The organism is Wolbachia endosymbiont of Rhagoletis indifferens (assembly GCF_048537595.1).
GTDB lineage: Bacteria > Pseudomonadota > Alphaproteobacteria > Rickettsiales > Anaplasmataceae > Wolbachia.
The window spans coordinates 387,642-414,227 of record NZ_CP175923.1 but is presented as its reverse complement, the minus strand read 5'-3'; the positions used below and the strand labels follow the sequence as shown (position 1 = coordinate 414,227).

Below are 26,586 nucleotides of genomic sequence, written 5' to 3'. Positions count from 1 at the left end.
TCCTGTAAGTTGTACAAATACAGAATTTTCATGTTTAAAATTGCTAAGTTTTTGACTTTATTGTTCTTTTTTGCATATTATAATAATGCTTACTCTATTAACATTATTAGAGATAGTGAAGTGGAAGCAATAGTGAAAGAGCTAGCGCAACCTTTATTTTCTGCTGCGGATGTTGATAGTGACCGAATGAAGGTTTTTATAATTAATGATAATTCGATTAACGCTTTCGTAATTAACAATAACAGTATCTTCATTCATTTAGGGCTTTTACGATATTCGGCTAAACCTTATGTCCTGCTTGGTATATTAGCACATGAGATTGCTCACATATCTGCTGGTCATATATTGCAAATGAGTAGTGCTATGGGTTATTTTCAATCGATAGCAATGATTAGTTATATGGTAGGATTAGTTTCTAGTATTATCATTAACCCTCAGGTTGCTGGTGCAATTTTGCTTAGTGGTGTAGCGCTCAGTTCAAGGCTATTTTTTAACTATTCTCAAGAGCAAGAAAGTGTAGCAGATAGCTATGCTTTAAGATACCTTGATGAGTCTTGCTATGATAATTCAGGTATGAAAGAGATTTTTGATTATTTTAAAAGTATTGAGCATGAGAACACCGAGGAATATTTTCGCACTCACCCACTTAGTGAAAAACGCGTATTTGCTGTACAAAATTATAAGGTTAAAAACAACGTAAAACCAATTTTTGCGGATAAGTTACTAAAGTTTGAGCGTGTGGTTGCAAAGCTAGACTCTTTCTTTACTCCTATTCATGTGTTATCTAATAAATATGAAAATAATTCTGAGTATGTAAATGCTATAGTTTGCTATAGGCAAGGAAAGATAGAAGAGGCTATTACTAAAGTTAATTCATTGATTCAAGAGTCATGCAATGACCCATACCTATATGAATTAAAAGCAGAAATGCTATACAAGGCCGGAAATTTAAGTGAAGCAATAAAAATGTATGAAGAATCGCTTAGGTATTTATCTGAGAAGAATAGTTATTTAGTAAAACTCGCATTATCTCATATTTTATTATTACACAGTGATGCAAAAAAGGCAATTTTTTACCTAGAGCAGATTTTGAATGTAGAACCAAATAACGCTTTTGTCTGGAAATATTTAAGCATTGCATATAAATGTGACGCTGATGCGGCAATGTATTATTTTGCTTTGACAAAAAAGGCTTGTATTGAAGGTGATTTAAAGCAATTTACAAAATATGCTGAGCTAGCTGTTAAAACTTTACTAAAAGATAGCCCTTATTTGTTGCAAGTTGAAGATATGAAGCGGTTTAATGGATAACAAAAAAGCATTTCTGTACTTTTATGGGTTATTTCTTTCCACACTTTTCCAACATAATTTTTGCTTCATCGCTTACGTTGGGCATAATTTTCGTTATGATAGTTTTAGCGCCAAAAAATACACCACAGAACATGCCAAGAGCAAAGAGGGCTGGCCACGGCATCCTGCCAAATATTGCAAGCAAAGCTGCACCAATTATTACTACCGTCATAAGTGGACCGCCTATCCCCCAAACATAACCAATAATATTGCATATTACTTTAGTTGTGTCATCCATATCAGGATCAGTGGTAGCTGCATAACCTGAGAAAGAGAAAAGTAATACTATACAAAAAATACTAAAAAATTCCATTATAGAGCTCATTTTTTTGCCTCTAAATAATAAATTAACGCAAACCTAAACCTACACATATTTTTATTTTAAAGTAAAAATTATAATTTGTCCATACATAAGTGTTGCTACATAAATAACCCACCATTAATGTTAAGCACATGCCCTGTTATATATTTTGCTTCATCACTTGCTAAAAATAAGACCCCTGCTGCTATTTCTTCCCCTGTTCCCATTCTTTTCATTGGAATATTATCTAATATTTTTCCCTTTTGTACTTCATTTAAAACTTCAGTCATTTTAGTATCTATAAACCCAGGAGCAATACAATTTACTGTTATATTACGACTTGCAACTTCTTTTGCTATAGATTTGCTCATAGCTATTATTCCAGCTTTAGACGCTGCATAATTTGCTTGCCCGGCGTTTCCTGTCAGCCCTATTATTGAGGAAATATTTATAATTCTTCCCCAATTATTCTTAATTAGTTTCCTGCATGCTTCTCTACTCAGCTTAAATGTAGAGCTCAAGTTAATATCAATTACTTTTTGCCATGCTTCATCTGTCATCCTCAATAATAAACTGTCTCGCGTAATGCCCGCATTGCATACAAGCCCGTCAAAGCCTTCCATCAACTCACTTGCTCTATTTACTAGTTGATTTACTTCCTCAGCATTTGATAAGTCACAAGGGAGTACGTGCATATTTTTTTCATATTGTTTAGCAACTTCTTCGAGTACTTCTTTTTTTGTGCCAGAAATACATAAAGTTGCTCCGGCTTTGTGCATAATTTTTACAATTGCTTGCCCTATTCCGCCTGATGCGCCAGTAATCAGGAATTTTCTGCCTTTCAATCCAAACATAATAACTTTATATTATCTTAACTCCTAACAGAATATTGACTGGTTGGCAATAGATTTCTTACATAATATAAGTAACTCAGATATTCACAAAATAAAGAAAAAGTTATAATAAAGTTAAACGTCAAAAAATTTTAAAAACATAGTTGCAGGAATTGTTACTAAATAGTTTATTCTGGTGCTCTACAGTCTAAATGGAATGCTTAAATTATAGATTCTTTGTTTTTGTGTGTTATCTTGAGTTAACACAAATTCACAGTAGTATTATGATAAGTAAGTTAAAAAAGCTTGGCGCTGGATTTTCTTTGACAGGCTTGATTGGCCATAGTGATAATATAAATATGCAAGGAGCAAAAAATAAAAAGAAGAAGTACCCAAAATTTTTGGATAAGACGTTTGCATTGATTGATGCAGTGATAAATTTTATTTTAAAACGCGAAAGTAATAACGTAAATGAAGTCCTGAAAGTAACATGGGGGCCACTATCTTTTGGTCTGATAGTGATACTCATCTTTTTTGGAATAGGCGGTATTTGGTCGGCTATAGCTCCAATTGACGGTGCGGTGCATGCAAGTGGAGAAGTTATTGTATCTTCAAATAGGAAAATAGTTCAACACTTGGGCGGAGGAATAATAAGCAAAATTTTAGTAAAAGAGAGCCAAGCAGTTAAAAAAGATGAGCCTCTAGTTTTGTTGAGTGATGTTAACGAGAAGGCGAATTTAAGTATTATCAAAGAGAAGCTCTTATCATTTTTAGCAACAGAAGCAAGGCTTCTTGCAATCAGAGTAGATTTGGACACGCTCGAGTTTCCTGATGAGGTTAAAAAATTATCTCACGATGAACTTGTAAATAAAGCGATAAAGAATCAAGTAAAGTTGTTCAACTCTCAGAGAAAGAGCATATTGGGAAAAACAGACATACTGCAACAACGTATAAAGCAGTTAAATGATGAATTAGCGGGGCTAAACTTTCAACTAAATGCAGCTCATAAGCAATATGACTTGATAACTGAGGAGTTGGAAACAAAAAGACAATTACTTGATAGTGGCCATATAAGCAAACCATACATTTTAGCTTTAGAAAAACAGTTTGCTGAAATTGAAGGCAGAGTTGGACATTACCGTTCTGCAATATCTCAAGTGCAGCAAAAAATTGGAGAGAATGAATTAGAAATTATAAACGTAAAAAATGATTCTCAAGAAAGAGCAAACGCTGAACTTAAGGAAGTTAGTACGTCTATTGCAGACTTGAAAGAGAGGCTGATGGTTGCTGAAGATTCACTGGCACGTACAATAATTAAATCCCCTCAAGATGGGATAGTTACAGATATAAGATACCATACTGAAGGTGGTGTTATACAATCTGGAGTTCCGATCATGAGCGTAGTGCCATCGGATGATGACTTAATAATAGATGCTAAAATTCAGACCAGAAACATAGAAGAGGTACTGTCAGCACAAAAGAAAGATAGCAACATAGTCTCTATTGATGGGCTAGAAGGACTAAAGGTTAAAGTCCGGTTAAGTGCTTACAGTGCACGTCGTTTAAGTTTAATTAGTGGTATAGTAAGCCATATTTCTCCTGACGCTCTTGATGATCCAAGACTAGGGCGTTATTATTCAGTGCGCGTGGTGATACCAAAGTCAGAGCTTGCTCAGTTTAAAAATGTATACCTATACCCTGGTATGCCAGCAGAAGTGTACATAGTTACTCAATCCCGTACTCTTTTATCATTCTTGTTTACGCCTATAATTGCAACAGTCGATAGGTCTTTTATAGAAAGGTAGCTCATTCGTTAAAGTAGTAGTGAAAGTGCCGTAATAAAATTTAGGTATATAGTTAGACAATAGGCTTCTTGCACTACCTCCCAGTGTCATTCAATAGAAACGAAAAATTGCTTTACAAACTCCGCCAGCCCCCTTATCATGAAACTGAAGCTATTTATTTATCTTCGCAATCTGTGCAGGTTAATGACAAAAAACTTAGGGTATTTGGCGTCTCATGTTTAATTTTTCGCACTACGTGCATCGCATGTCTTTAAAAATTTTTAGGTTTTTACCTATATAAGCCGAAACGCGCTTACAAAGCGTTTAAGACAGCAAAAAACGTCAAATTGACAAGGGAGAATTTGAATGCTAGCTACTACGGGGTTTCTTTGCCTTTTTTCCTGCTTAGTAAATTTCTTAAACACTTGCGGTGTAGGTTAGTTGCAAGTTAAAAGCAGCTAAATCGCTCTTAATCAAGCGTTTTAGAATAAAAAAAACGCCGATATTTTAGTACATGGTAAATAGCCAACCACCATGGGGCTTCTTTTGCCTTTTTTTTCGTTTGGTAAATTTCTTAAATATTTATGACTAAAGTAATTTAGGCTTACCGACAACCGTCATCCCGCTACGTGTTAGCTGGATCTATGCTAAGAGATACCGCGAATGAATCGCGGCATGACGTAGATCCCGCTACTTGTTAGCGGCTAAGATACCGCAGCGGCATGACGTAGAAGCTATACTTTTATACTCACCAACTCAGCTGGATCCAAGTAGTCAAAGCACTGGAATGACAATGTGGAGTGTCTGCTTCTGTCATCCTATGATAGGATCCAGTCTAAAAAAAAAGACCTGGATTCCAGTGGGCTTTGTTGCATAGCACCTTAAGCAGTGATGGTTTACGACAAATTTATGTAATGATTTCAAATTTAGCCATACCAATATCAGTGAATTTGTTGAGCAAATAGCACTTAATTAGTAATTCTTTTTCACGATTTACTTCAGATTTATTCCTAAAGCTAAATCCAAATACTTGCTTCAACCTTGAGAAAAATCCTTCTATGTAAGATCTCTTTCCATAAATTGCTTCCTTTTTCCACTCTTTTACACCATCTTGTCCATATAATTTTATTAACCTAATAGCAGCATTTCTGTCAGACATATAATCTATTTTTGAATGTTCTGCTGCATCCTTTTTTGGTAGAACTTTTGTCTTTATATCGTATTTCTTACACAATTTATAAAGTTTGTGCCTATCGTATGCCCTATCTGCATATAATGCTTTTATTTTGTGCTGAAAATTAACTTCTTCAAGCAAATCGCAAGCTCCATAGTGGTCAGAGTAGACGCCATTACTGTATCTTGCAGCTATAGCTTTTTTACTATTCACACTTAACATAACATGTAACTTTCTTACTTGCTCGTAGCTTCGGTACTTTCTATCTGCACTGTTTTCCTTACTGTGGCCAGGAGTGTTACTGTAAATGCTGATACTTGTGCTATCTATGATAATTTCAATATTTTCCATGTTGCTTTTATCAACCCTGCAATCATTTATCTTAATATTAAGTTTTTTAAACCTTCTTGATGCTTGTGAATAGCTGATAACTGCCAAATTTTTTCCTATTTGTTGCAGATATCCTTTTATAAACCCCACCGTTTGTCTTAAACCAATTCTAAAAAGATTGACAATTATATGCACCAAAATTACGACTTTATCACTGTAAATATAGTTGCCGCCCTGCATTTTTGGACTATTTTCATACCAATTTTCGATAGCTTCATCGATGTAACGAAAAATATTTCCCCTTTTTTCAAGGAATTTGTTATATTCGTTTTGGTTACTGACTTTCATTTTCTGTGGCATATTTTTTCTTCAACAGTTAAATGGTTATTTATAATGAATTTTGTCAGTAGCCACCAGATTTTTTCGGTTGCTATGCAACAAAGCCATTCCAGTGTCAAGCACTGGGATGACACCCTTCTGGTGGGCCCAAATCACAATGTTCGTACAGTTGTGGAATGAATCACGGTATGACGGTTCGCGGTGGCATGACGATAAGCCTCGTCACCCCGCTACGTGTTAGCGCCGCGGCGCATAAGTGTTGAAAGTATCAAAAATAACGTGATATGAGATGATCAACGGCATGTAAATTACCTCCCGACAGTAAAACAATCGAACGTATAAAAGAGTCATTTAGATCCAATGTGAATTGCAGTAATGCTATTTTGAACCCATGTAGATTATTTTTGATTTTATAAACAAGAAATAACAAAGCCGATCATGTAAATATACACCTTCATGCCATTCATAGTATGGCTTAAAAAGTGCTTATATCCAAGATTTTGCTTTATAAATTTAAAGAACACTTCTATATCCCATCTGCGCCTATATAGCTCTGTTACTTCATAAGCTGGCATTTCAAACAAGTTTGTCAAAAACCATATTTCATCTCCAATTTTATTTCTGATTTTTATTAGCCGTAGATCATGCTTTTCTGCCACTTTACCTCGTGCACGATAAAGATTAACTATTATATCTTCTAAAATCTCTGATCCATCCGATTTTTGTTCTCTTATAACTTTGTTCCTGCTTATAACATCATGTTTTCTTCCTACTTTAACTCTTGTGATAAATTTGTACTCCTTTTCATCAAATTCGGCAAAAGTTCCAACTTTTCTGATTCCTCTATCAAATAATAAAATATCCTCTTTTTCAACTTTAGCTTCATTAATTGCTCTCACTAATGCTATATCTTCACTACTTTCTTCTTGTCCTTTACAAAATCTTATACTTGTCGGCAATTGATCCTTTAATCCTACACTCACTTTAACTTGACTGTCGTTACTTTTACCGCCTATTTTTAGCCCATCTTTTATGAGATATCCCGATAAATTTATGATCGTCGAATCAAACTTATGTAAGTTATTTGATGTTTTTTGGGGTAATAGCTTTTTAATCTTGCTCATCAAATCAATATATACTCCCTTAAAATATTCTGGATTTATAACTTTTAACCTTTTTGACAAACCACTGTATGTTACTGTACTTTTATCGCTATTCTTATCCATTATACACCTGTTTATTACCATTTCTAGCGCTCTTAGGCTTGTTTTTTGCCCCATTAATATTAACTTCATTAGACCTTTAAATATAATCTTGCCCAACAATTTAGTATTACATTTATCTACTTCACTTAATTTTCCTAGCCTTTCTAAATCCTCATCTTTTATTAAATTTAGTACTCTTTCTATTTGATCCATTATTGCCTCCATTTTCTTGCAATAATAGTTCTTTATGTCTTTTTTGTGTTACTTTCAACACTTATGCGCCGCGGCGGTATGACGGTTCGTGGTGGCATGACGATAACTTCGTCATCCCGCTACTTGTTAGCGGGATCTATGCTAAGATTTTGGGTGAAATCAGGAATTTTAGCGTATTTTGCCTTGTTTTGGCGAAAGACCTTCATGAAACTTTGCCCATTTGGCTTCTCTAAAGATTTCGTTTACAAAATCTAGTAACTCAGCTATGCAGAATGAAAAAAGTTTGTATGGTATACAAATAGTGTGTTTTTTTTATAATTATTTTCTATAATGCATAAACCTTTGGTCCAGTAAATGCTACCATAGGCATTAAAAGTTAATTAACAAACTGCAATGTATAATGAGATAAAGACACTTGTAAGATTTTGATCTTACAGATTATAAACTTGTCATAAAGTTTAATAGTGTCTGTTACTGCTTTTAGGTGTGAGGCTAGAGGGTTATTAGCAGTAACAGACACTATTAAACTTATTATAGAATTTACTTAAAGTAAATACTTAATTTAAAATATTATAATATTTTTACTTACAATAGATTTATGTAAATGCTTTTTTCCTCAAATTAGTATTGTACTATTATACTTGTTGAATGCTAAAAAATTATTAACCATCACTAATCTCTATTTGCATAGTAAGTTTATATATACTATTATACAGTATATCATTTAGTTTTATAGCAAACAAACAAAAGATATGGTGAAGTTACTTGCACTATTGATAATATTTTACTCAAATATATCTGTTGCCTCTGCTCCTACTTCCTGGCAATTTGGATTTCCTGCTCCTGCAACTGAAGTAATGGAGGCTGTAGTTAGGTCACATTCGTTTGTGATGGTTGTGATGGTTGCAATAATGCTTTTTGTGTGGGCGCTGCTTGCTTATATAGCGTTTCGCTTTCGTAAAAGCAAAGTAACAAACATAAGTAAAACTACCCATAGTGTTCCTTTAGAAATTATTTGGTTTGTTATACCAACTATCATTGTTGGAATATTAGCCTTTGAAAACGCTAAATTACTGAAGCTACAGGAAGAAATACCGAAGGCTGACATAACACTAAAAGTTATTGGCCATCAATGGTATTGGAGCTACCAATATCCAGAATATCAAGGCGTGTCGTTTGATAGTTATATTAAGGGAGAAAAAGACTTTATCGAAGGAGATTTAAAGCTATTCTCTGTTGATAATAACATCGTTTTACCCGTTAATGCTAACGTTCGTTTACAAGTTACAGCAGGAGATGTGATACACAGCTGGGGAGTACCAGCTTTCGGTGTAAAAATTGATGCGATACCAGGTAGGCTGAATGAGGCGTGGTTTAATGTCAAAAAGCCAGGTGTTTATTATGGGCAGTGCTACGAATTGTGTGGTCCAGGCCATGGATTTATGCCAATTGTTGTTGAAGCAGTAAGCAAAGAAGATTTTAATAAGTGGATCGAAAATAGAAAATTAGTGAGTTAAATTTGGAGTATAGATATGAGTGATGTACCAAAGGGCATAAAGCGTTGGTTGTTTTCCACTAATCATAAAGACATAGGGACACTGTACATTATTTTTTCCATATTAGCTGGAATTATTGGTGGATTATTATCGGTGATTATTCGCACTCAGCTAATGCACATTAATATACTTAACAATAATTATCAATTATATAACGTAATGGTTACAGGGCATGCGTTGATAATGGTGTTTTTTATGATAATGCCAGCCCTCATGGGAGGATTTGGTAACTGGTTTGTACCTCTCATGATTGGCGCACCAGATATGGCATTTCCTCGTATGAATAATTTAAGTTTTTGGTTATTAGTGTCATCTTTTATTTTGCTCATTCTCTCAGTGTTTATTGGTGAAGGTCCAGGTACAGGTTGGACTTTATATCCACCTTTATCACAGGTAATGTTCCATCCAAGTGCAGGAGTTGACCTTGCTATACTTGCACTTCATGTTGCTGGTATGTCGTCAATTGTTGGGGCGATCAACTTTATAGTTACTATATTTAACATGCGCGCAAAAGGAATGTCATTAACTAAGATGCCACTGTTTGTTTGGTCTGTCTTGTTAACAGCATTTATGTTGATTGTTGCCTTACCAGTGCTTGCCGGTGCTATAACTATGCTTCTTACTGATCGCAATGTTGGTACTTCCTTTTTTGATCCTGCCGGTGGTGGCGATCCTGTGTTATTTCAACATCTATTTTGGTTTTTTGGTCATCCAGAAGTTTACGTAATTATTTTTCCTGCATTTGGCATCATAAGTCAGGTTGTATCAACTTTTTCTCACAGACCTGTATTTGGTTACATAGGGATGGTTTATGCAATGATAGGTATAGCAGTATTTGGCTTTATGGTTTGGGCTCATCATATGTTCACTGTTGGGCTTAGTGCTGACGCTGCTGCATTTTTTAGTACTACCACAATTTTTATCGGTGTTATAACTGGTGTAAAAGTCTTTAGCTGGATTGCAACTATGTGGGGCGGAGCGATTGAGTTTAAAACCCCTATGCTATTTGCACTAGGTTTTATTTTTATGTTTGTTGGCGGTGGCATAACGGGAATAATTCTCTCTCATGGTGGAATAGATAAGCTCCTGCACGACACCTATTATGTTGTTGCTCACTTCCATTATGTCATGTCACTTGCTGCATTGTTTGGAACTTTTGCTGGCTTTTATTATTGGATTGGTAAAATGTCGGGTAGGCAATATAATGAGCGCTTAGGTCAAATCCACTTTTGGCTTACTTTTATTAGCACCAATATCACTTTTTTACCTCAACATTTCTTAGGATTAGCTGGTATGCCAAGGCGTATACCTGATTATCCTGATGCGTTTATCCCTTGGAATTATATATCCTCAATTGGCTCATATATGTCCTTTGTTTCAGTTATGTTTTTTGTGTTTATAGTTATACATCTCTTTAAATGGGGCAAGAAAGCTGGAGATAATCCTTGGGAAGGTGACACCTTGGAATGGACGGTATCTTCACCACCGCCTTTTCATACTTTCGAAAAACCACCAGTGGTAAAATAGAATGTACACAAGTGTTTTGCTAAATGTTGAATCAACAATACTGGATTTTTGGCGTTTGCTGAAGCCAAGGATAATGTATCTTGTGGTATTTACTGCAGTTGCTGGTATGGTTACTGCACCAGGTAGTATGCACCCTTTTCTAGCACTAATATCTCTTATATGTGTTGCTCTTGGCTCAGGATCTGCAGGTGCTATAAATATGTGGTATGACAGAGACATAGATCTGCTCATGGAAAGGACAAAAAACCGCCCTATACCCTCAGGTAGAATTTCTGCAGAAAGCGCGCTTGAATTTGGTATAACTCTTGGAATATTATCAGTATTTATCATGGCAATAGCAGTAAACTATATTTCTGCTGCTTTGCTTGCAGTTAGCATATTATTTTACGTTTTCATATATACAATTTGGCTAAAAAGGCGCACTCCGCAGAATATCGTTATCGGTGGTGCAGCAGGTGCTTTTCCTCCAATGATTGGCTGGGCAGCTGTGACTAATTCTGTCAGTTGGGAAAGTTTCATTTTATTTTTAGTAATTTTTATGTGGACTCCACCACACTTTTGGGCCCTATCTTTAAATAAGTCTGAAGACTATGCAAAGGCATCAATTCCAATGTTCAATATTGTTTATGGTCCGGAAAAAACAAGAAAATATATATTAATTTATAGTGTTTTGCTGGTGCTAACTAGCTTGCTTCCGGCTCTATTTTTGAAAAAGGCTTTACTTTATCTAAGCATGGCAACCTTTGAAGGTTGCGTTTTTATTTGGTACGCTGTATCTGTTATGAAGTTCAAGAATCACAGCTCACAGAAAAAAATGTTTTCTTATTCAATTTCTTATCTATTTTCCCTATTCGCCAGTATTATTTTTTGTTCTATTGATTTATTTTAGTTATGAAAGAACGGCAGAAGCATAAAAACTATTTTTTACTTTTCCTTTTGGTAATGCTCGTTGTCACACTTTTTTTTGTTTCTATAATAAAATTTAAAGGTGCAGCTTAAACTACCTTTAGAAATTGTGCTTTCATAAAAGCAACTATATACTTTATTAATTCATTACAGTTAAAGATGAGTAAAAAAGAAGTGATAATACACACGGATGGGGCGTGTTCTGGTAATCCTGGAGCGGGAGGATGGGCAGCTATCATATTATTTCAAGATTATAGAAAAGACATTTATGGTAGAGAAGAAAATACCACAAACAATAAAATGGAGTTAACAGCGGTGATCAATGGGCTGAAAGTATTGAAATTTTCTTGTAATATTAATTTATATACGGATAGTCTTTATGTTAAGCATGGCATAACAGAATGGATAAATAAGTGGAAAATGAATGGCTGGAAAACAAGTAATAAAAAATCAGTAAAAAATATGGAATTGTGGAAAGAGCTAGACAACGTTGCTTCACAACACGAAATTGATTGGAAGTGGGTTAAAGCACACAGTGGCGATAAGTATAATGAGGAGGCTGATAGTTTAGCAAGAAAAGCAATAATCGATGCTTAAAAAAATTACTATATTATTTTCCGTAGCTTTATTATTCATATTGTGCTTCTTTATTTTTTTTAAGCCTTTAGAAATCAATATTAATTATATTGATTTTTATGTTAAACATAAAATATCAAAAATATTTGTTGGCTCAAGCGTTAATATGGAGAATACCTCAGTTGTTTGGCAGAAAGATGGCAAAGATCCGTATTTAGTCATTACGGATTTGGCAATAGCAAACCCTAATTTTACTATAAAAGTTCCTGAGCTTTTTGTACATTTTAAGTTAAGTTCCTTATTTAAAGCTAGCACAAATCTCTCTCAGGTTTCAGCTGATAATGTGCATGTATATATCAAGAGAGAAGAAACTAATGTTAATCCGCAAAACTCATTAGACCTTTTGGATAATCATTATTTAAGTAATAACCGCCTTCCTTCGGTGTCATTCCAGCGCGTGACGCTGGAATCTAGAAAAAAAGAAACAAGTGGTCAAGCTACTTGGATGACAACTGGGATGACAGGGAAGAATTTCAAGATGACAGAAAGTAGTGCAAAAAATCTATTAAAAACAATAAGGGAATTTTTTTTTGACTTAAATGCGGATTCAAAAATTGAATTTACTAACATTGCTATTGATAAAAGCACAGAAGATGAATTTTTTATTGATAAATTATATATAGGGAAGGGGGAAGATTTTAATGTTTTAGATATTCATGTGAATACAAAAGATGGAAAGGGATTTTTGGATGATTTATCAATTACGATAAAAAATCGCAACAATTTGCTAAATGTGTACGGGACATTTTATGACCTAAAATTGGGACTATTGAGCGAGTTTTCTACATTAGTTAAAAGCTACAATTTGGACAAAAATATAGGATTCAAAGGAAGCTTCTCAGTGAAAATTAATAAAAAGGATGAAATCGTAGATGGAAATATATACGTATTGAATACAGAAAATTATTTGGACAAAAATTTGGCCTTAACTAATGTAAATATAAATTTAACATATAGTGATGGAATTATTAGTGTAAAAAACTTCCATTTTAAGTTAAATGGTATGTATCTTTCTTTAATAGGCAAAATGAACTTTAGTACAAGCCATGCTTTGCTTAGAATTAATATTAGTAAGTTTGCTGCAAAGGATTTATGTACTTATGTACCAGATAGTGTAGTAAATAGTAAATTTAAAAGCTGGTATTGTGATAATATTGATGGGGATGTTTTAAATACCATTGTAAGTTTCAATGGCAAAATTAAAAATTTGGTTGATGACGATCTGTCAGACATTGTAATTGTTGCTGATATAGAAAACGGTAGCGTAAAATTTGATGAAGATTTTGAGCAAGCAAGGGAATTAAACGGTGACTTAACCTTCAAGAATAACAATCTCAAAATTACTGCAAATAGCGCTAAGTTTCAGAATTTCACTATTAATGGCGGTGATATTGAAATGAAATCTCTCAATAAGGAAAATTCAGTTCTAACCATTAATGGCCAAGCTGTAAGTGATGCTTATGGTTTATATGAGCCTATAAAATTTAAGCTGGATGATGTGGTGAAGGTTGAAAGGGATAAAGTAAGTGGAATGGCAAAATCTGTATTTAATTTTCGCATTTTTAATCTAAATGCTGATGACAAAAAAGTAGACTTCTCAGCAAATTTTCATTCTGAAATTGACAATTTGGCCGTCTATAATGCAAGTCTTGGTAAATATGACATTAAGCTTAGTTTTGGCAGTGACTTTATAGATTTAAATGGTAGTGGTATGGTGAATAACACACAGCTATTATTTGACCTGAAAAGTAGCAATAGGAATGAAAGTTTTGCCTGGAATTTGACCGGAGATTTACCCGCTCAAATACTTAATTTTGATAAAAATATAGGTGGCTATGTCAATACAAATATAGAATCGGTGATAAATCAAGATAAGACGGGGCATGTTAATGGTAATATGGATTTATCAGAGCTTGAATCACGTTCAAGTTATTTTGGGTGGAAAAATCGTTTTGAAGATCACAATAAAGTTTTGTTCTCTGTAAAGTTAAAAGGTGCCGATGAATTGTTAGTAGATAAATTAGACATTGTAGGAAGTGATTTAGATGTAAAATTCAGCGGAAGAGTAGGAAATGGAAATTTATATTTAAATTCTAGTAGCTTTAAATTGCCTGATAATGATTTTAGTATAGAAATTGAATCAGGTAAGGAAAAAAATGCCATAACTATTTATGGTGAGAAAATTAATTTGAGTGATATTTTAGGCTTGCTTGGCAAAAACAGTAATGGATTAAACAAAGATATAGAAATTAGTATGAATGTTGACAATGTAATTATGAAAGAAGGCATTGTTATAAAAGATGCTAAGCTGAATGTAACCTGCACTAAAGGAGATTGCGGTGGAAGTCAATTTACAGGACAGTTTCTAGAAGATAGCAGCAACATACTAGCGGAATACAGTGGAATAGGGCTCGAAATATATGCAGATAATGCAGGTATACTTTCGCGTTCCTTAGGCATTAGTAAATCAGTCAAAAATGGTAAATTTTCTCTTTATCTATCTCCTCAGAGAGAAAATGAAGAACATTATGGCATGTTATCTATTAGTAATTTTTATATCAAAGATGCTCCACTACTCACTACTTTATTATCGATGTCTTCGCTTCCTGGTATTGTGAATGCTATAAAGGATGAAGGTGTATACTTTTATAAATGTAATGTACCTTTCTCATACAAAGATGGCTCTGTCGAAATTGAAGAATCTTGGCTTGAAGGGGCGGAATTAGGCATTAGCACTAGCGGTAAGCTCGACATTAGAAATTATAAATTCCAAGTTGAAGGACAGGTAATACCAGCATATTCAATTAATAAATCTTTGTTAAAAATTCCTATAATTGGGAAACTTCTTACTGGCGGGAAAAGTAGGGGAATCATTTCAATAGACTATAAAGCGAGTGGTGATGACAAAAACAATAACGTATCTGTTGATCTTATCTCTTCGCTAACTCCAAACCTATTAAAGAGGTTATTGGGAGTGTTTGACCGCATTATGACAAAAAAACTGACGAAAGTGGCTTAAAAGGTGGTGTGAAAAAGAAATTTGGTTCGATATGACCAAAAGGGAAGTTGTTTAACAAAATTATATAGCTAAAGTGACTTAGATTTACCGACAATTTGAAAAACCGTCATTCCGCTACTAGTTAGCGCCGCGACGGTATGATGTGTTGCTTGGGTCAGCTATAGACAGAAAATGCAAGAATTTCAGAATGATCTGCCTAATTTTTCATCTAATTATTTAAGTGATGCCACTCCCTTTAGCCTCTCTATATTTGCTGAGGCTATACAGTTAGAAAGGGTAGGGGAGTGGCTATAAAACAGTCACACTACATGAACTCATCAGGTGAGTGATAATAATCTGATAAGTGATCTCTAACATCGTGACCTAACTCATCCACATCAGGTTTAAGCAAAGAAAGATTGTCATCGGATTGCTCTTCCTCTTTAGACCCAAATAACCATGAAAAGAGTGATGAGATAGAACCAATAACGAATTTAATTGTTGAAAAAATATTGGATAAGAAATTACTGGGTTGCTGAGTATCTTGCTGGCTACTTTTTTCTTCTTCTACATTACTTTGTTCTACTTCATTTGATTTTTCCACATCTTGTTCAGGTTTACTTCTGCTTATATCCTCTTTGGGTTCTTTTCCTGATTCTGGTTCAGGCTCTTTATCTGTATCATCCACATCTTGTTCAGGCTTACTTCTGCTTATGAGTGTCTTATCTAGCTGCTTGAATATATTTTTGTCGGAGTTTTGAAAATACATTTGACTTATCTCCTTATTTTCATCAACGTGAATCGATAAAACTGTATTCTCATTCCCCAATCCATCACATTCACTAACGAGCGATTCATGAGAGTTCTTAATGTCTTTGATAAATTGAAATTTTTCTTCTTCTGAAAAGTCCTTGCATCTTACGTTATAAGTGGTGCCTTTGTATTTAAAACTAAATATCCATCCATGGTCTTTATATTCATCTACTAGTTCATGAATATTCTTGACATTTTGTATAGCTTTAAATTTTTCATCTTCTGAAAAGTCCTTGTATCTTACGTTATAAGTGGTGCCTTTGTATTTAAAACTAAATATCCATCCACGGTCTTCATATTCATCTAGTCCAGAATTCTTGACACGTTGTATAATTTGAAATTTCTCTGCTTCTGAAAGATCCTTGAGGTATATACTACTAGTTGTATCTTTATATTTAAATTTAAACATCGATCCACGATCTTCATATTCATCTAGTCCAGAATTCTTGACACGTTGTATAATTTGAAATTTCTCTGCTTCTGAAAGGTCCTTGCGGTATATACTACCAGTTGTACCTTTGTATTTAAATTTAAACATCCATCCACGGTCTTCATATTCATCTACACCCATCTGCTTGCAAATAGCTTTATAATTTTTTTCTTCTACCTCAAGTCCAATTGCATTTGCCATCAGCTGATTATTTATACGGTCTAACTCCTCTACTTTTGCTTCAGAAAGCCTCATTTGAAATACATGACCAAATTCATGGGCTAAAACGTTGTCCGTATAAACATCTTTATAGAGTAATACGCTTTCTCCATTTGTCATCCCACCAGAAATATTGAACGAAGATTGACTCCATGAAAACTTAGGAACCAAAGTGCCATATCCCCTATAATCATCTCTATTATTAAAAACATAGGTATGCACAGTCACTTGAGTATCACTATCCATACAAAACTTTGCTTTATATGCCTCATAGGCATTTTGAATATCAAGCTTCATTTGCTCCTGCTCTTGTTGCGATACATTGTCATAATGTATTACGCAATTCAACTTTCCGTATTCAAAATTAAATTGATTAGGCAGCACATCTTGTAATACTACGTATTTTGTATTCTCACTAAAGTTTTTTGATTGTGCAGTTTTATATAAATTATTACGATATGTAATAGAGTTTCCATTAGGCAGCTTAGGTATCTGCGCAATCACTGTTCCATTACTATCATAGAAGAAAATATCAGAATCACCAATCCTAAAATCCGTTATAGCTTGCCCACAAGTGCCATCGTTTGCACAATCGTGATTATCTTTCTTATAAAACCATGCGTTAGTGTATTTTCCCATTTTGATACCTCACTACCAAACCTTACTATACTATTATCTTGGTAAAAATCATAATAATTCGTTAACTTGTATTTTAAATCTGTATATCAAATGTACTTTTCTCGTAAGGTGCCAATTGTGAAGCTAATGAACTTTGTTTGTTTAAAATTTTGCTGAAATAGCTCTTTTTATACTATGTTTTATATAGCTAAACTGACTTAGATTTACCGATAATTTGAAAAATGACAAATTCGTCATTCCGCTACTTGTTAGCGCCGCGGCGGTATGACGTAGGAAAACCTTTCTTGGGTTAGCTATAGAGAGAAAAATAGCAAAGTTATACCAATTCTCATTATTAGTGAATCAAATAAGAGGGATTGCAGAGTTTTTTAATTATGGAGTGAGAAAGAGAGGCAATGGTATGGCTTTTTTTCCATTCTTGTCTATCCGTTTGTTGTGCAGTGGGAATTGGTATTAGCTGAACGGACACTATTGTTATACTATATCTTATATACAATTGTACAATATGGATGATGGCAGTAAATTTACTAGTGAAATTCAGTGACTTATAGTTAATAATTAAAGTTCTTAATTAGAAGTTTAACTTTAAATGGACTACTCAACCGTGACAGACTTAGCTAAATTTCTCGGACAATCCACGTCTAACCCTTTTTTTGCTGCAGTAAAGTAAGCAAGGAATTGCATAGCAACACTGTAGATGATTGGAGAGATAAAATTATCAGCGTCTGGAAGTTGCACCACATCTATGCAAACTTCCCTTAGGAATGGCGCTCCTTGCTTATCACTGAAGGCAATTACTTTGCCTTTTCTTGCAATAATCTCTTGTATATTAGATAGCGTTTTAAAGAATAAACTATCATAAGGGATAATTGCTATAACAAGCACAGTAGAGTCTATTAAAGCAATAGAACCGTGCTTCATTTCTCCCGCTGCAATACCAATTGTATTGATGTATGAAAGCTCTTTTATCTTCAATGCACCTTCCATTGCAACTCCGTATGAACTTCCTCTGCCAATTAAAATAACGTTATTGTGCTCTAATATACTACCTGATATATGTTGTATTTTCATCACATTTAAAACATGCTCAATATACTTGGGGATAGAGTTGATAGCACTGCTTAGCTGCTTTATTCTCTCTCCACCCAGTATACCTTTTATTTTTCCAAGCTCCACGGCAAAGCATGCTAAAGTTGCAAGTTGCGCAGAGAAGGTTTTTGTTGAAGCAACACCAATTTCTGGCCCAGCAAGAGTATGTAACACAATATCTGAGATCTTTTCGATGCTGCTGCTAAATGTGTTAGTTATACTAATGATTGTTTGCTTCTGTGATTTCGCATAACGCAGCGCTTCTATGGTATCTGCAGTTTCGCCAGATTGGGAGATGAATAACCCAATACTGCCTTCTTCCAGCTTGACGTTGCTATACCTAAATTCTGATGAGATTTCTAGATATACTCGAACTTGAGCAATACTTTCCAGCCAATACTTCGCTATTAGCCCAGCAAAATAAGATGATCCGCATCCAACTATAGTAATGTGATTCAGTTCAGAGAAGAGTTTTTTGTTGACCTCTTTATATTGCTTGTAAAATTGATTTATTGTTTTGTTTAATGCACGCGGTTGCTCAAAAATCTCTTTTAACATGAAGCTAGGGTAACCATTTTTGCTAATTAGAAAATCACTTGGACTACTATTTTCTATACTGCGTTTAACTTGTGTACCATTGTTGTATATACTAACTCCACTAGATTTTATCACTGCAATGTCATCATCTTCTAAATGCGATATTCTTTCCACAAATGCACTTAAAGCATTAGAGTCAGATGCAGCAAACACTGTGTTACAGTTATAGCCTATTGCTAAAGGCAAATTTCTCTTCGCAACAAATAAGGCGTCTGGATATTCTGCAAATAATAAGACCAAGGCAAATGAGCCATGTAAGTTGTTTAAACACTTAAATAGAGAATCAACTGGCGACAATCCTTCATCAAGATATAAGGTTAGCATATTTGGTATGATCTCTGTGTCAGTGTCAGTATGGAACGATATTCCCCTTTCTTCTAGACCCTTTTTTAGCAGATTGTAATTCTCAATTATGCCATTATGAGCAACAACAACATTATTTGTACGAATGGGATGAGCATTTTTAAGGCCTGGGACTCCATGTGTAGCCCAGCGAGTATGTGCTATACCAACTGTACTGTGAGACATCTTGCTGTCATCAACAACTTCACATAACCTTTCGACTTTACCTTCTGATTTTTTGACTTCTATCTTACCTTCGTTATTTATGATTGCTATACCCGAAGAGTCATATCCCCTATATTCCAATTTTTGCAACCCAGTTAGTAAAGTTGGTATTACTGAATCACCGCTACTTACTACACCAAATATTCCGCACACAAATGGATCACCAAATGAACTTTCTTTTAAAGTTATGCAGCATTTTTGCCTTTATCATCTTTTCCCTTTTTACTTTCCTCTGGTGGTTGATTTTTATTCTTTTTATCACTCTTTTCGATTTTGCCTTTTTCAATTGGTTTAGCTGCTACTTTCTGAGCTTCTTTGTTTAAAACTTCAGATATAGCGGACTTTAGGACTTTTATCTCAACTTTTGGTGCTATTTCTATTATAAATTGTGCATTTGCTCCATCAACTTTGTTAACTTCACCTATTATCCCGCCAGAAGTAACGACTGTATCACCACGCTTTATTTGATCTATAATTTTTCTATGTTCTTTTAGTTTTTTTTGTTGTGGGCGAATTATAAGAAAATAAATTACTGCAGATATTAAAATCAATGGAATAAAACTAGTAAAAGATGCGCCGATACTTGATGCATTGTTAGTTGCATCTGCTGCAAAAACTTCAGAAATGAACATATTTAATCCTAATTGTTAATGATAAAAATAAACCTATTTAAGTATTAATTACAATACCATACCATGTCAAGTTTGGTGAAAGCGTTTCTAAATACCGGTTGCGGATTTTAGGTCATGCTAAAACTAATATGGCGGGAGTGATGAGACTTGAACTCACGACCTCATGCGTGACAGGCATGCGCTCTAACCAACTGAGCTACACCCCCCTAATTTCTTTTTAGCGTTTTCGAGCTTCGACTTTAAAGCTAATAAACATGTTGCCCTTTGTCAATATTTTTTGTTTGCACTTTGCTGTCTTTTCTATTACTATGTAAATAATTTAATTTCACACATGGCTTGTACAAGTAGTCCCATTAGGGTTATGCCATGGAAGATAAACTATTTGGAGGAATGATATATGACAAATTTGCCTGAAGTCACTGTACGTGATTTAGCCGAATCTGGTGTACATTTTGGTCACAAAATTAGTCGCTGGAACGCAAAAATGGCTCCATACATATATGGAGTGCATCAAGAAAATCGTATACATATAATTGACTTGCGAAAAACATTACCATTGCTACAGGTGGCCATGAAGGCTTTATATGACGTTGCATCTCAAGGTGGTCGCATTCTATTTGTTGGTACAAAGTTTCAAGCTTTTGATATTATTGCAAGTGAAGCGATTCGTTGTGGTCAATATTATGTGAATCATCGATGGCTCGGTGGTATGCTTACTAATTGGGGCACTGTTTCTTCTTCGATAAAAACCTTGATGCAATATGAGAAAATATTAAATGATGAAGATAGCATTTTAACAAAGAAAGAATTGGGGAACATTGAAAAGAAAAAGCAAAAGCTTGATAAGGTGTTAGGCGGTATTAGAGAAATGGGAGCAATTCCTGATATATTATTCATCATTGATACTAATAAAGAGCATATAGCGGTTAAGGAAGCTAAGAAGTTAGGAATTCCAATAGTTGCAATACTTGATACTAATTCTGATCCAGATGGTATTACTTATCTAATACCTGGAAATGATGACTCAAGAAAATCAATAGAGCTCTATTGTAAATTAGCTACCGACTCTATATTAGCTGGAATAGAGTCTAGTCTAGCAAGATCTGGAGTTAAGATTGATGATATAAGGGGTGATGAGTTTATTCAAGAAAAAGAAGATGGTATTGTGCAAACTAAAAGGAGACGTAGTAAAGTTTACAAAGAAGAAGAAAGGGAGGTAGTAACAAATGAAGATGAATCCAGATGATATAAGAGAATTACGTGATAGAACAGGGCTTGGCTTAAGTGACTGTAAAAAAGCATTAGAAGAATGTGATGGTGACATTAAGAAAGCCGTTAATAAGTTACGTACAATAGGGCTTGCTAAAGCTGACAAAAAATCTGATAGAGTAGCTTCAGATGGGCTCGTTGCTATGTGTTTGACTGAAAATTATGGTGCATTGGTTGAACTCAATTGCGAAACAGATTTTGTTGCAAGAAATGAGAAATTTATAGAGTTAGTTTCAAATTTAGCATCAATTGCTCATCAAGAACGCTGTACTAGCGTTGATGAGTTAAAAAATGCCAAGTATGAAAGCATTGGCACAGTGCAGGAAGCTATTATGAATGGTACATCAGTTCTTGGTGAGAAGCTAGAGTTAAGCAAGCTTTGTTACTTAGAAGCTAAGGATGGAGTTATTGCTGGCTACGTACATGGTGATGTGTGTGGCTTAGGTAAGATTGGTGCTTTAATTGCATTGCAATCATCTGGTGATAAGGCGAAGCTACAAGAGATTGGGAAACAAATAGCTATGCATGTAGTTGCTATGAAGCCTGAAGCTTTGTCTATAGATGATTTAGATCAAATGAAGTTGAAAAATGAACGTTCTATAATTGAAGAGCAAGTAAGGAGCTTAAATAAACCTGAAGAAGTAGCAAAAAAAATAGTAGATGGACGAATGGCTAAGTACTATGAAGAAGTTGTTTTGCTAGAACAAAAGTTCATAAAGGATGATAAAATGAAGGTTTCTGATTTTATAAAATCAAGCGAGGTGAGTGCTATTAAATTATCTAATTACAAGTTACTTGTTTTGGGTGGTGCAAACTAAATGGTAAAAAATGTTTCCCTCAACAAATGAAAAAAGCGAAATAAAATATTCCAGAGTGTTATTTAAAATCTCTGGTGAAGCTTTAATGGGGTCACAGTCTTTTGGCTATGATATGGGAATAATAAGCCAATTATGCAAAGATATAGCTGATATTAACAGGCTTGGGGTTCAGGTATGTATTGTTGTTGGTGGTGGTAATATCTTTCGTGGCACATCTGCGTCTTTAAGTGGTTGTGAAAGAGCAAGCAGTGATTATATTGGAATGCTTGCAACTATAATCAATGCTTTAATTTTACAAAACTTTTTAGAAAAAAATTTAGTAGCTTCTAGGGTATTATCTGCAATACCCATGGCCACTGTATGTGAACCTTACATAAGAAGGAAAGCTATTCGTCATTTAGAAAAAGGTAGAGTGGTAATTTTTGCAGCAGGCACAGGCAATCCATTTTTTACTACAGATACAGCTGCAGCTTTACGTGCTGTTGAAATGAATTGTGATGTTATTCTAAAGGGTACGCAAGTAAATGGTGTATACTCCGCTGATCCGAAAAAAAATGAGGATGCTGTAATGTATGATAGGCTTTCTTACACGGATTTATTGACTCGTGATTTAAAAGTTATGGATGCATCAGCAATTTCACTTGCTCGTGAGAATTCTATTCCAATTATAGTTTTTTCTTTGAAGGGAGAAAAAATAGTCAATATTATTAAGGGTCAAGGTACTTATACTATAGTTTCAGATTGTAAACATTAGGTAATTTATGTTAAATGAAATAAAAGCTAAAACAAAAGAAAGAATGCTAAAAACTATTCAGTCCTTTCATGATGATATTAAAGGCGTACGCACTGGTAGAGCTAGCGCATCGTTGCTTGATGGTATAGTTGTAAATATCTATGGTGGACATCAAAAGTTAAATCAGGTTGCAGGCGTTTCGGTTATAGATAACAAAACCCTATCAATTAAAGTTTGGGATATTAATGTTGTAGGTGAAGTGAAAAATGCTATATTAAATGCCAACTTGAATTTAAATCCTGTTGTTGAGGGCAATACCATACGTATAGCTCTTCCGGACTTAACACAAGAAACCCGTGAAAAATTAGTGAAGCTATTACACCAATTTGCTGAAAATGCACGAATTGCAATTCGGAATATACGCAGGGATATAATAGAAGAATTAAAAAATATGGAAAAAAATAAAGAAATTTCGGAAGATGATTACCATAACCTTCACGATGAAGTACAAAAAATTACTAATGATAATATAAAAAAGATTGATGGTGAATTGTCCATCAAAGAAAAGGATATATTGCATCACTAAGGTAATATGAAAGAAGCCTTCAGTAGTGAAAAAGAAAAAATTACATGCAAGGGTGCCATGGAGGTAGTCGACACACAGCTGTATGAACGTTGCAATATTGCACAGTATTATACAGTAAATGATGTCATTCCAGTGCCCTCTTTTTTGTCATCCCAGTGCCTTTTTTCCCTGTCATCCCAGTGCGTGACACTGGGATGGCTTTGTTGCATAGCACCTTAAGCAGTGATGGTTTACGACAAATTTATGTAATGATTTCAAATTTAGCCATACCAATATCAGTGAATTTGTTGAGCAAATAGCACTTAATTAGTAATTCTTTTTCACGATTTACTTCAGATTTATTCCTAAAGCTAAATCCAAATACTTGCTTCAACCTTGAGAAAAATCCTTCTATGTAAGATCTCTTTCCATAAATTGCTTCCTTTTTCCACTCTTTTACACCATCTTGTCCATATAATTTTATTAACCTAATAGCAGCATTTCTGTCAGACATATAATCTATTTTTGAATGTTCTGCTGCATCCTTTTTTGGTAGAACTTTTGTCTTTATATCGTATTTCTTACACAATTTATAAAGTTTGTGCCTATCGTATGCCCTATCTGCATATAATGCTTTTATTTTGTGCTGAAAATTAACTTCTTCAAGCAAATCGCAAGCTCCATAGTGGTCAGAGTAGACGCCATTACTGTATCTTGCAGCTATAGCTTTTTTACTATTCACACTTAACATAACATGTAACTTTCTTACTTGCTCGTAGCTTCGGTACTTTCTATCTGCACTGTTTTCCTTACTGTGGCCAGGAGTGTTACTGTAAATGCTGATACTTGTGCTATCTATGATAATTTCAATATTTTCCATGTTGCTTTTATCAACCCTGCAATCATTTATCTTAATATTAAGTTTTTTAAACCTTCTTGATGCTTGTGAATAGCTGATAACTGCCAAATTTTTTCCTATTTGTTGCAGATATCCTTTTATAAACCCCACCGTTTGTCTTAAACCAATTCTAAAAAGATTGACAATTATATGCACCAAAATTACGACTTTATCACTGTAAATATAGTTGCCGCCCTGCATTTTTGGACTATTTTCATACCAATTTTCGATAGCTTCATCGATGTAACGAAAAATATTTCCCCTTTTTTCAAGGAATTTGTTATATTCGTTTTGGTTACTGACTTTCATTTTCTGTGGCATATTTTTTCTTCAACAGTTAAATGGTTATTTATAATGAATTTTGTCAGTAGCCACCAGATTTTTTCGGTTGCTATGCAACAAAGCCCACTGGGATCCAGCTTTTCATACAATCTCGTCAAAAACGTTTGTTTTAGCATAAGACAGCTATTTTTATGCTTATCAGCTCAGTGTGCTCACTTGCAATCAAATTTCTGGATTCCAGTGTCGGGGCACTGGAATGACACCCTCCTGGTAGCACAATGTTCGTATAGCTGTGTGTCAGTTACTTTTATGACATCGGGTGAACTTTAAATGTTGAATCAAGAATCTTTACCGAAACATTTAGCAATTATTATGGATGGTAATGGTAGATGGGCAAACAATCAAGGAAGAGTAAAAATTGATGGTTATAAAAAGGGCAGTGAAGTTGCATACGATATTGCCAAGTATTGTACGGACCTAACCATACCCTACTTAACTTTGTATGCATTCTCTATGGAGAATTGGCTTAGACCCAAAAACGAAACTGACTGTCTATTTGATTTATTTTACTCCGTTTTAACTAATGAAGATAAAGTCAATTTCATTTGCAACTGTAACATTAAGTTGAATTTTATTGGCAATTTAAGTCTGTTATCCAGTAAAATATTGGATCAAATTAAAAAAGCAGAAGAAATGACACATAAGAACGATGGTTTATTACTCACTGTGGCAGTCAGTTACGGAGCAAAGCAAGAAATTACACAAGCTATAAGCAATATTATAAAAGAAAATATTGCTTATGTATCAGAAGAGGAATTTGAAAAATTTCTGTATACTAAAGATCTGCCAAAATTGGATTTATTAATTCGCACTGGCGGCGAAAAAAGGTTAAGCAACTTTTTATTATGGCAAGCAGCTTATGCTGAATTGTATTTTTGTGATACTTTATGGCCTGATTTTTCTTGTCAAGATTTGAGTAAAGCATTAGAAGATTATACAAAAAGAGAGAAAAAATATGGTAGATAATAATTTTATAATTAGAATGTTGTCCTCAATAGTAATATTATTCATATTTTCCTTTGCTACATATTTCAGTGATTTATCGTTTTACCTATTGATTTTTTCAATAGCAGTTTTATCTTCTTTTGAATGGTATAATCTAACCCAAGGAAACAAAATTTTATACATTTTTGCATTATTATTGATTGCACTACCAAGCGCCTCATTAATATATTTATATAATCTACCACAGGGAAAATACGCATTAGTATGGTTCGTCTTAACCATTTGGGGAATTGACATTACTGCCTACCTATTTGGTAAGAATTTTGGTGGAGCTAAAATTTGCCCAATTCTTAGCCCTGGAAAAACTTGGACAGGACTTCTTGGTGCGATTTTAGCTGGAGTAGTGTGCACAATTTTTGGATCAATATTTTTTGGTCTATTTTCAATTTTTTATTCTCCAATCATTGGCCTTGCAATTGCTATTCTAGCGCAACTTGGCGATTTCACTGAGTCACTTGTTAAAAGAGCTTACGGTGTTAAAGATAGTGGAAGTATGATACCTGGCCATGGGGGAGTGCTCGATCGTATGGATAGTTTCATTTTTACTGCCCCTCTTATTGCTATTTACATAGGCTAAGTCTGCAGAAGAAATAAAGTGCCATTAGAGTTCATCCCTAGTCAGCTTCCCAACCGCTTCTACAGTACAGTCATGGACAAACGTCTTTTCACAATAAGGGCAGGCTATTTCCTCTTCTTCTCCCATATCTAAATATATTAATGGATGGCCAGAACCCTCATCATTCTCATCACCATGACAACAAACTTTTCTTTTATTAACCCTCACTTTTGACATGCTACTCCTTTAGCTTATAACATTT

The 26,586-nt window shown here is 34.4% G+C and carries 28 protein-coding genes and 1 tRNA gene; 17 read left to right on the top strand and 12 right to left on the bottom strand.

Annotation, left to right across the window (positions count from 1 at the left end; all coding sequences use genetic code 11):
- Window positions 1–30 precede the first annotated feature (30 nt).
- Window positions 31–1,311, top strand: a complete 1,281-nt coding sequence (locus tag ACJZL1_RS02045; protein WP_419247409.1) for a M48 family metalloprotease — start codon at window positions 31–33, stop codon at window positions 1,309–1,311.
- A 28-nt stretch (window positions 1,312–1,339) separates the two neighbouring features.
- Here the strand turns inward: ACJZL1_RS02045 and ACJZL1_RS02040 are convergent, their stop codons facing one another.
- Together ACJZL1_RS02040 and fabG are read right to left on the bottom strand one after the other, a co-directional pair.
- A complete protein-coding gene (locus ACJZL1_RS02040) occupies window positions 1,340–1,675 on the bottom strand; it encodes a TrbC/VirB2 family protein (RefSeq protein WP_419247408.1) in 336 nt (111 codons plus the stop codon).
- A 95-nt stretch (window positions 1,676–1,770) separates the two neighbouring features.
- A complete protein-coding gene (gene fabG / locus ACJZL1_RS02035; protein ID WP_419247407.1) occupies window positions 1,771–2,505 on the bottom strand; it encodes a 3-oxoacyl-[acyl-carrier-protein] reductase in 735 nt (244 codons plus the stop codon).
- Between the two features lie 263 nt (window positions 2,506–2,768).
- Between fabG and ACJZL1_RS02030 the strand changes: the two genes are divergently transcribed.
- Both ACJZL1_RS02030 and ACJZL1_RS02025 read left to right on the top strand, forming a co-directional pair.
- Entirely contained in the window at window positions 2,769–4,289 is a 1,521-nt protein-coding gene (locus ACJZL1_RS02030; RefSeq protein WP_419247406.1) for an HlyD family type I secretion periplasmic adaptor subunit, read from the top strand.
- Between the two features lie 673 nt (window positions 4,290–4,962).
- On the top strand, window positions 4,963–5,145 hold the full coding sequence (locus ACJZL1_RS02025; RefSeq protein ID WP_419247405.1) for a hypothetical protein: 183 nt from the start codon (window positions 4,963–4,965) through the stop codon (window positions 5,143–5,145).
- Window positions 5,146–5,175: 30 nt separating this feature from the next.
- Here the strand turns inward: ACJZL1_RS02025 and ACJZL1_RS02020 are convergent, their stop codons facing one another.
- From ACJZL1_RS02020 to ACJZL1_RS02010, 3 genes are all read right to left on the bottom strand, one after another.
- Window positions 5,176–6,132: an IS5 family transposase gene (locus ACJZL1_RS02020; RefSeq protein WP_264735368.1), complete on the bottom strand. Its 957-nt coding sequence runs from the start codon at window positions 6,130–6,132 to the stop codon at window positions 5,176–5,178.
- Window positions 6,117–6,245, bottom strand: coding sequence for a hypothetical protein (locus ACJZL1_RS02015; RefSeq protein ID WP_419247404.1), 129 nt, complete (start codon window positions 6,243–6,245; stop codon window positions 6,117–6,119). Before ACJZL1_RS02015 ends, ACJZL1_RS02020 begins: the two co-directional genes overlap by 16 nt.
- A 276-nt stretch (window positions 6,246–6,521) precedes the next feature.
- On the bottom strand, window positions 6,522–7,529 hold the full coding sequence (locus ACJZL1_RS02010) for an IS4 family transposase (RefSeq protein WP_265023318.1): 1,008 nt from the start codon (window positions 7,527–7,529) through the stop codon (window positions 6,522–6,524).
- Window positions 7,530–7,531: 2 nt separating this feature from the next.
- Between ACJZL1_RS02010 and ACJZL1_RS02005 the strand changes: the two genes are divergently transcribed.
- The 7 genes from ACJZL1_RS02005 to ACJZL1_RS01975 all read left to right on the top strand — a co-directional run bounded on the left by ACJZL1_RS02005 (window position 7,532) and on the right by ACJZL1_RS01975 (window position 15,467).
- Complete coding sequence (locus ACJZL1_RS02005; RefSeq protein ID WP_419247403.1) at window positions 7,532–7,762, top strand: hypothetical protein; 231 nt, start codon at window positions 7,532–7,534, stop codon at window positions 7,760–7,762.
- 519 nt (window positions 7,763–8,281) lie between these two features.
- Entirely contained in the window at window positions 8,282–9,046 is a 765-nt protein-coding gene (gene coxB / locus ACJZL1_RS02000) for a cytochrome c oxidase subunit II (RefSeq protein WP_265025643.1), read from the top strand.
- A gap of 15 nt (window positions 9,047–9,061) precedes the next feature.
- On the top strand, window positions 9,062–10,612 hold the full coding sequence (ctaD, locus tag ACJZL1_RS01995) for a cytochrome c oxidase subunit I (protein ID WP_419247402.1): 1,551 nt from the start codon (window positions 9,062–9,064) through the stop codon (window positions 10,610–10,612).
- A gap of 1 nt (window position 10,613) precedes the next feature.
- The gene (locus ACJZL1_RS01990; protein ID WP_419247401.1) at window positions 10,614–11,501 is read left to right on the top strand and encodes a heme o synthase; all 888 of its coding nucleotides are present in this window, start codon (window positions 10,614–10,616) and stop codon (window positions 11,499–11,501) included.
- 176 nt (window positions 11,502–11,677) lie between these two features.
- The gene (gene rnhA / locus ACJZL1_RS01985) at window positions 11,678–12,115 is read left to right on the top strand and encodes a ribonuclease HI (protein WP_419247400.1); all 438 of its coding nucleotides are present in this window, start codon (window positions 11,678–11,680) and stop codon (window positions 12,113–12,115) included.
- Complete coding sequence (locus ACJZL1_RS01980) at window positions 12,108–15,173, top strand: AsmA-like C-terminal domain-containing protein (protein WP_419247399.1); 3,066 nt, start codon at window positions 12,108–12,110, stop codon at window positions 15,171–15,173. Before rnhA ends, ACJZL1_RS01980 begins: the two co-directional genes overlap by 8 nt.
- 171 nt (window positions 15,174–15,344) lie before the next feature.
- Window positions 15,345–15,467, top strand: coding sequence for a hypothetical protein (locus tag ACJZL1_RS01975; protein WP_419247398.1), 123 nt, complete (start codon window positions 15,345–15,347; stop codon window positions 15,465–15,467).
- 10 nt (window positions 15,468–15,477) lie between these two features.
- On the opposite strand, the gene ACJZL1_RS01970 is transcribed toward ACJZL1_RS01975, so the two are convergent.
- The 4 genes from ACJZL1_RS01970 to ACJZL1_RS01955 form a co-directional block, all read right to left on the bottom strand.
- Window positions 15,478–17,253, bottom strand: coding sequence for a hypothetical protein (locus ACJZL1_RS01970; protein WP_419247397.1), 1,776 nt, complete (start codon window positions 17,251–17,253; stop codon window positions 15,478–15,480).
- 594 nt (window positions 17,254–17,847) lie between these two features.
- Window positions 17,848–19,659 (bottom strand): glutamine--fructose-6-phosphate transaminase (isomerizing), encoded by a 1,812-nt coding sequence (gene glmS, locus ACJZL1_RS01965; RefSeq protein ID WP_419247396.1) that lies wholly within the window; start codon window positions 19,657–19,659, stop codon window positions 17,848–17,850.
- Window positions 19,660–19,691: 32 nt separating this feature from the next.
- Window positions 19,692–20,138: a preprotein translocase subunit YajC gene (gene yajC, locus ACJZL1_RS01960; protein WP_265025635.1), complete on the bottom strand. Its 447-nt coding sequence runs from the start codon at window positions 20,136–20,138 to the stop codon at window positions 19,692–19,694.
- 129 nt (window positions 20,139–20,267) lie between these two features.
- Window positions 20,268–20,344: transfer RNA gene (locus ACJZL1_RS01955), tRNA-Asp, on the bottom strand.
- Between the two features lie 191 nt (window positions 20,345–20,535).
- Between ACJZL1_RS01955 and rpsB the strand changes: the two genes are divergently transcribed.
- From rpsB to ACJZL1_RS01930, 5 genes are read left to right on the top strand one after another with little or no spacing between them, the layout of a single operon-like run.
- Window positions 20,536–21,384, top strand: coding sequence for a 30S ribosomal protein S2 (rpsB, locus tag ACJZL1_RS01950; RefSeq protein ID WP_265035489.1), 849 nt, complete (start codon window positions 20,536–20,538; stop codon window positions 21,382–21,384).
- Entirely contained in the window at window positions 21,365–22,225 is an 861-nt protein-coding gene (gene tsf / locus ACJZL1_RS01945) for a translation elongation factor Ts (RefSeq protein ID WP_419247395.1), read from the top strand. Before rpsB ends, tsf begins: the two co-directional genes overlap by 20 nt.
- 10 nt (window positions 22,226–22,235) lie before the next feature.
- The gene (gene pyrH / locus ACJZL1_RS01940; RefSeq protein WP_419247394.1) at window positions 22,236–22,979 is read left to right on the top strand and encodes a UMP kinase; all 744 of its coding nucleotides are present in this window, start codon (window positions 22,236–22,238) and stop codon (window positions 22,977–22,979) included.
- A 7-nt stretch (window positions 22,980–22,986) separates the two neighbouring features.
- Window positions 22,987–23,544 (top strand): ribosome recycling factor, encoded by a 558-nt coding sequence (frr, locus tag ACJZL1_RS01935; protein WP_265025631.1) that lies wholly within the window; start codon window positions 22,987–22,989, stop codon window positions 23,542–23,544.
- A 6-nt stretch (window positions 23,545–23,550) separates the two neighbouring features.
- Window positions 23,551–23,763 (top strand): hypothetical protein, encoded by a 213-nt coding sequence (locus ACJZL1_RS01930; protein ID WP_419247393.1) that lies wholly within the window; start codon window positions 23,551–23,553, stop codon window positions 23,761–23,763.
- Window positions 23,764–23,785: 22 nt separating this feature from the next.
- On the opposite strand, the gene ACJZL1_RS01925 is transcribed toward ACJZL1_RS01930, so the two are convergent.
- A complete protein-coding gene (locus ACJZL1_RS01925) occupies window positions 23,786–24,742 on the bottom strand; it encodes an IS5 family transposase (RefSeq protein WP_264735368.1) in 957 nt (318 codons plus the stop codon).
- Window positions 24,727–24,879 (bottom strand): hypothetical protein, encoded by a 153-nt coding sequence (locus tag ACJZL1_RS01920; RefSeq protein ID WP_265025629.1) that lies wholly within the window; start codon window positions 24,877–24,879, stop codon window positions 24,727–24,729. Before ACJZL1_RS01920 ends, ACJZL1_RS01925 begins: the two co-directional genes overlap by 16 nt.
- A gap of 154 nt (window positions 24,880–25,033) precedes the next feature.
- On the opposite strand from ACJZL1_RS01920, the gene uppS reads away from it, so the two are divergent.
- Together uppS and ACJZL1_RS01910 are read left to right on the top strand one after the other, a co-directional pair.
- Entirely contained in the window at window positions 25,034–25,729 is a 696-nt protein-coding gene (gene uppS, locus ACJZL1_RS01915; RefSeq protein WP_174515980.1) for a polyprenyl diphosphate synthase, read from the top strand.
- Window positions 25,719–26,345: a phosphatidate cytidylyltransferase gene (locus tag ACJZL1_RS01910; RefSeq protein WP_265025628.1), complete on the top strand. Its 627-nt coding sequence runs from the start codon at window positions 25,719–25,721 to the stop codon at window positions 26,343–26,345. Before uppS ends, ACJZL1_RS01910 begins: the two co-directional genes overlap by 11 nt.
- Before the next feature lie 24 nt (window positions 26,346–26,369).
- Here the strand turns inward: ACJZL1_RS01910 and ACJZL1_RS01905 are convergent, their stop codons facing one another.
- The gene (locus ACJZL1_RS01905; RefSeq protein ID WP_419247392.1) at window positions 26,370–26,561 is read right to left on the bottom strand and encodes a zinc-finger domain-containing protein; all 192 of its coding nucleotides are present in this window, start codon (window positions 26,559–26,561) and stop codon (window positions 26,370–26,372) included.
- Between the last annotated feature and the right edge of the window lie 25 nt (window positions 26,562–26,586).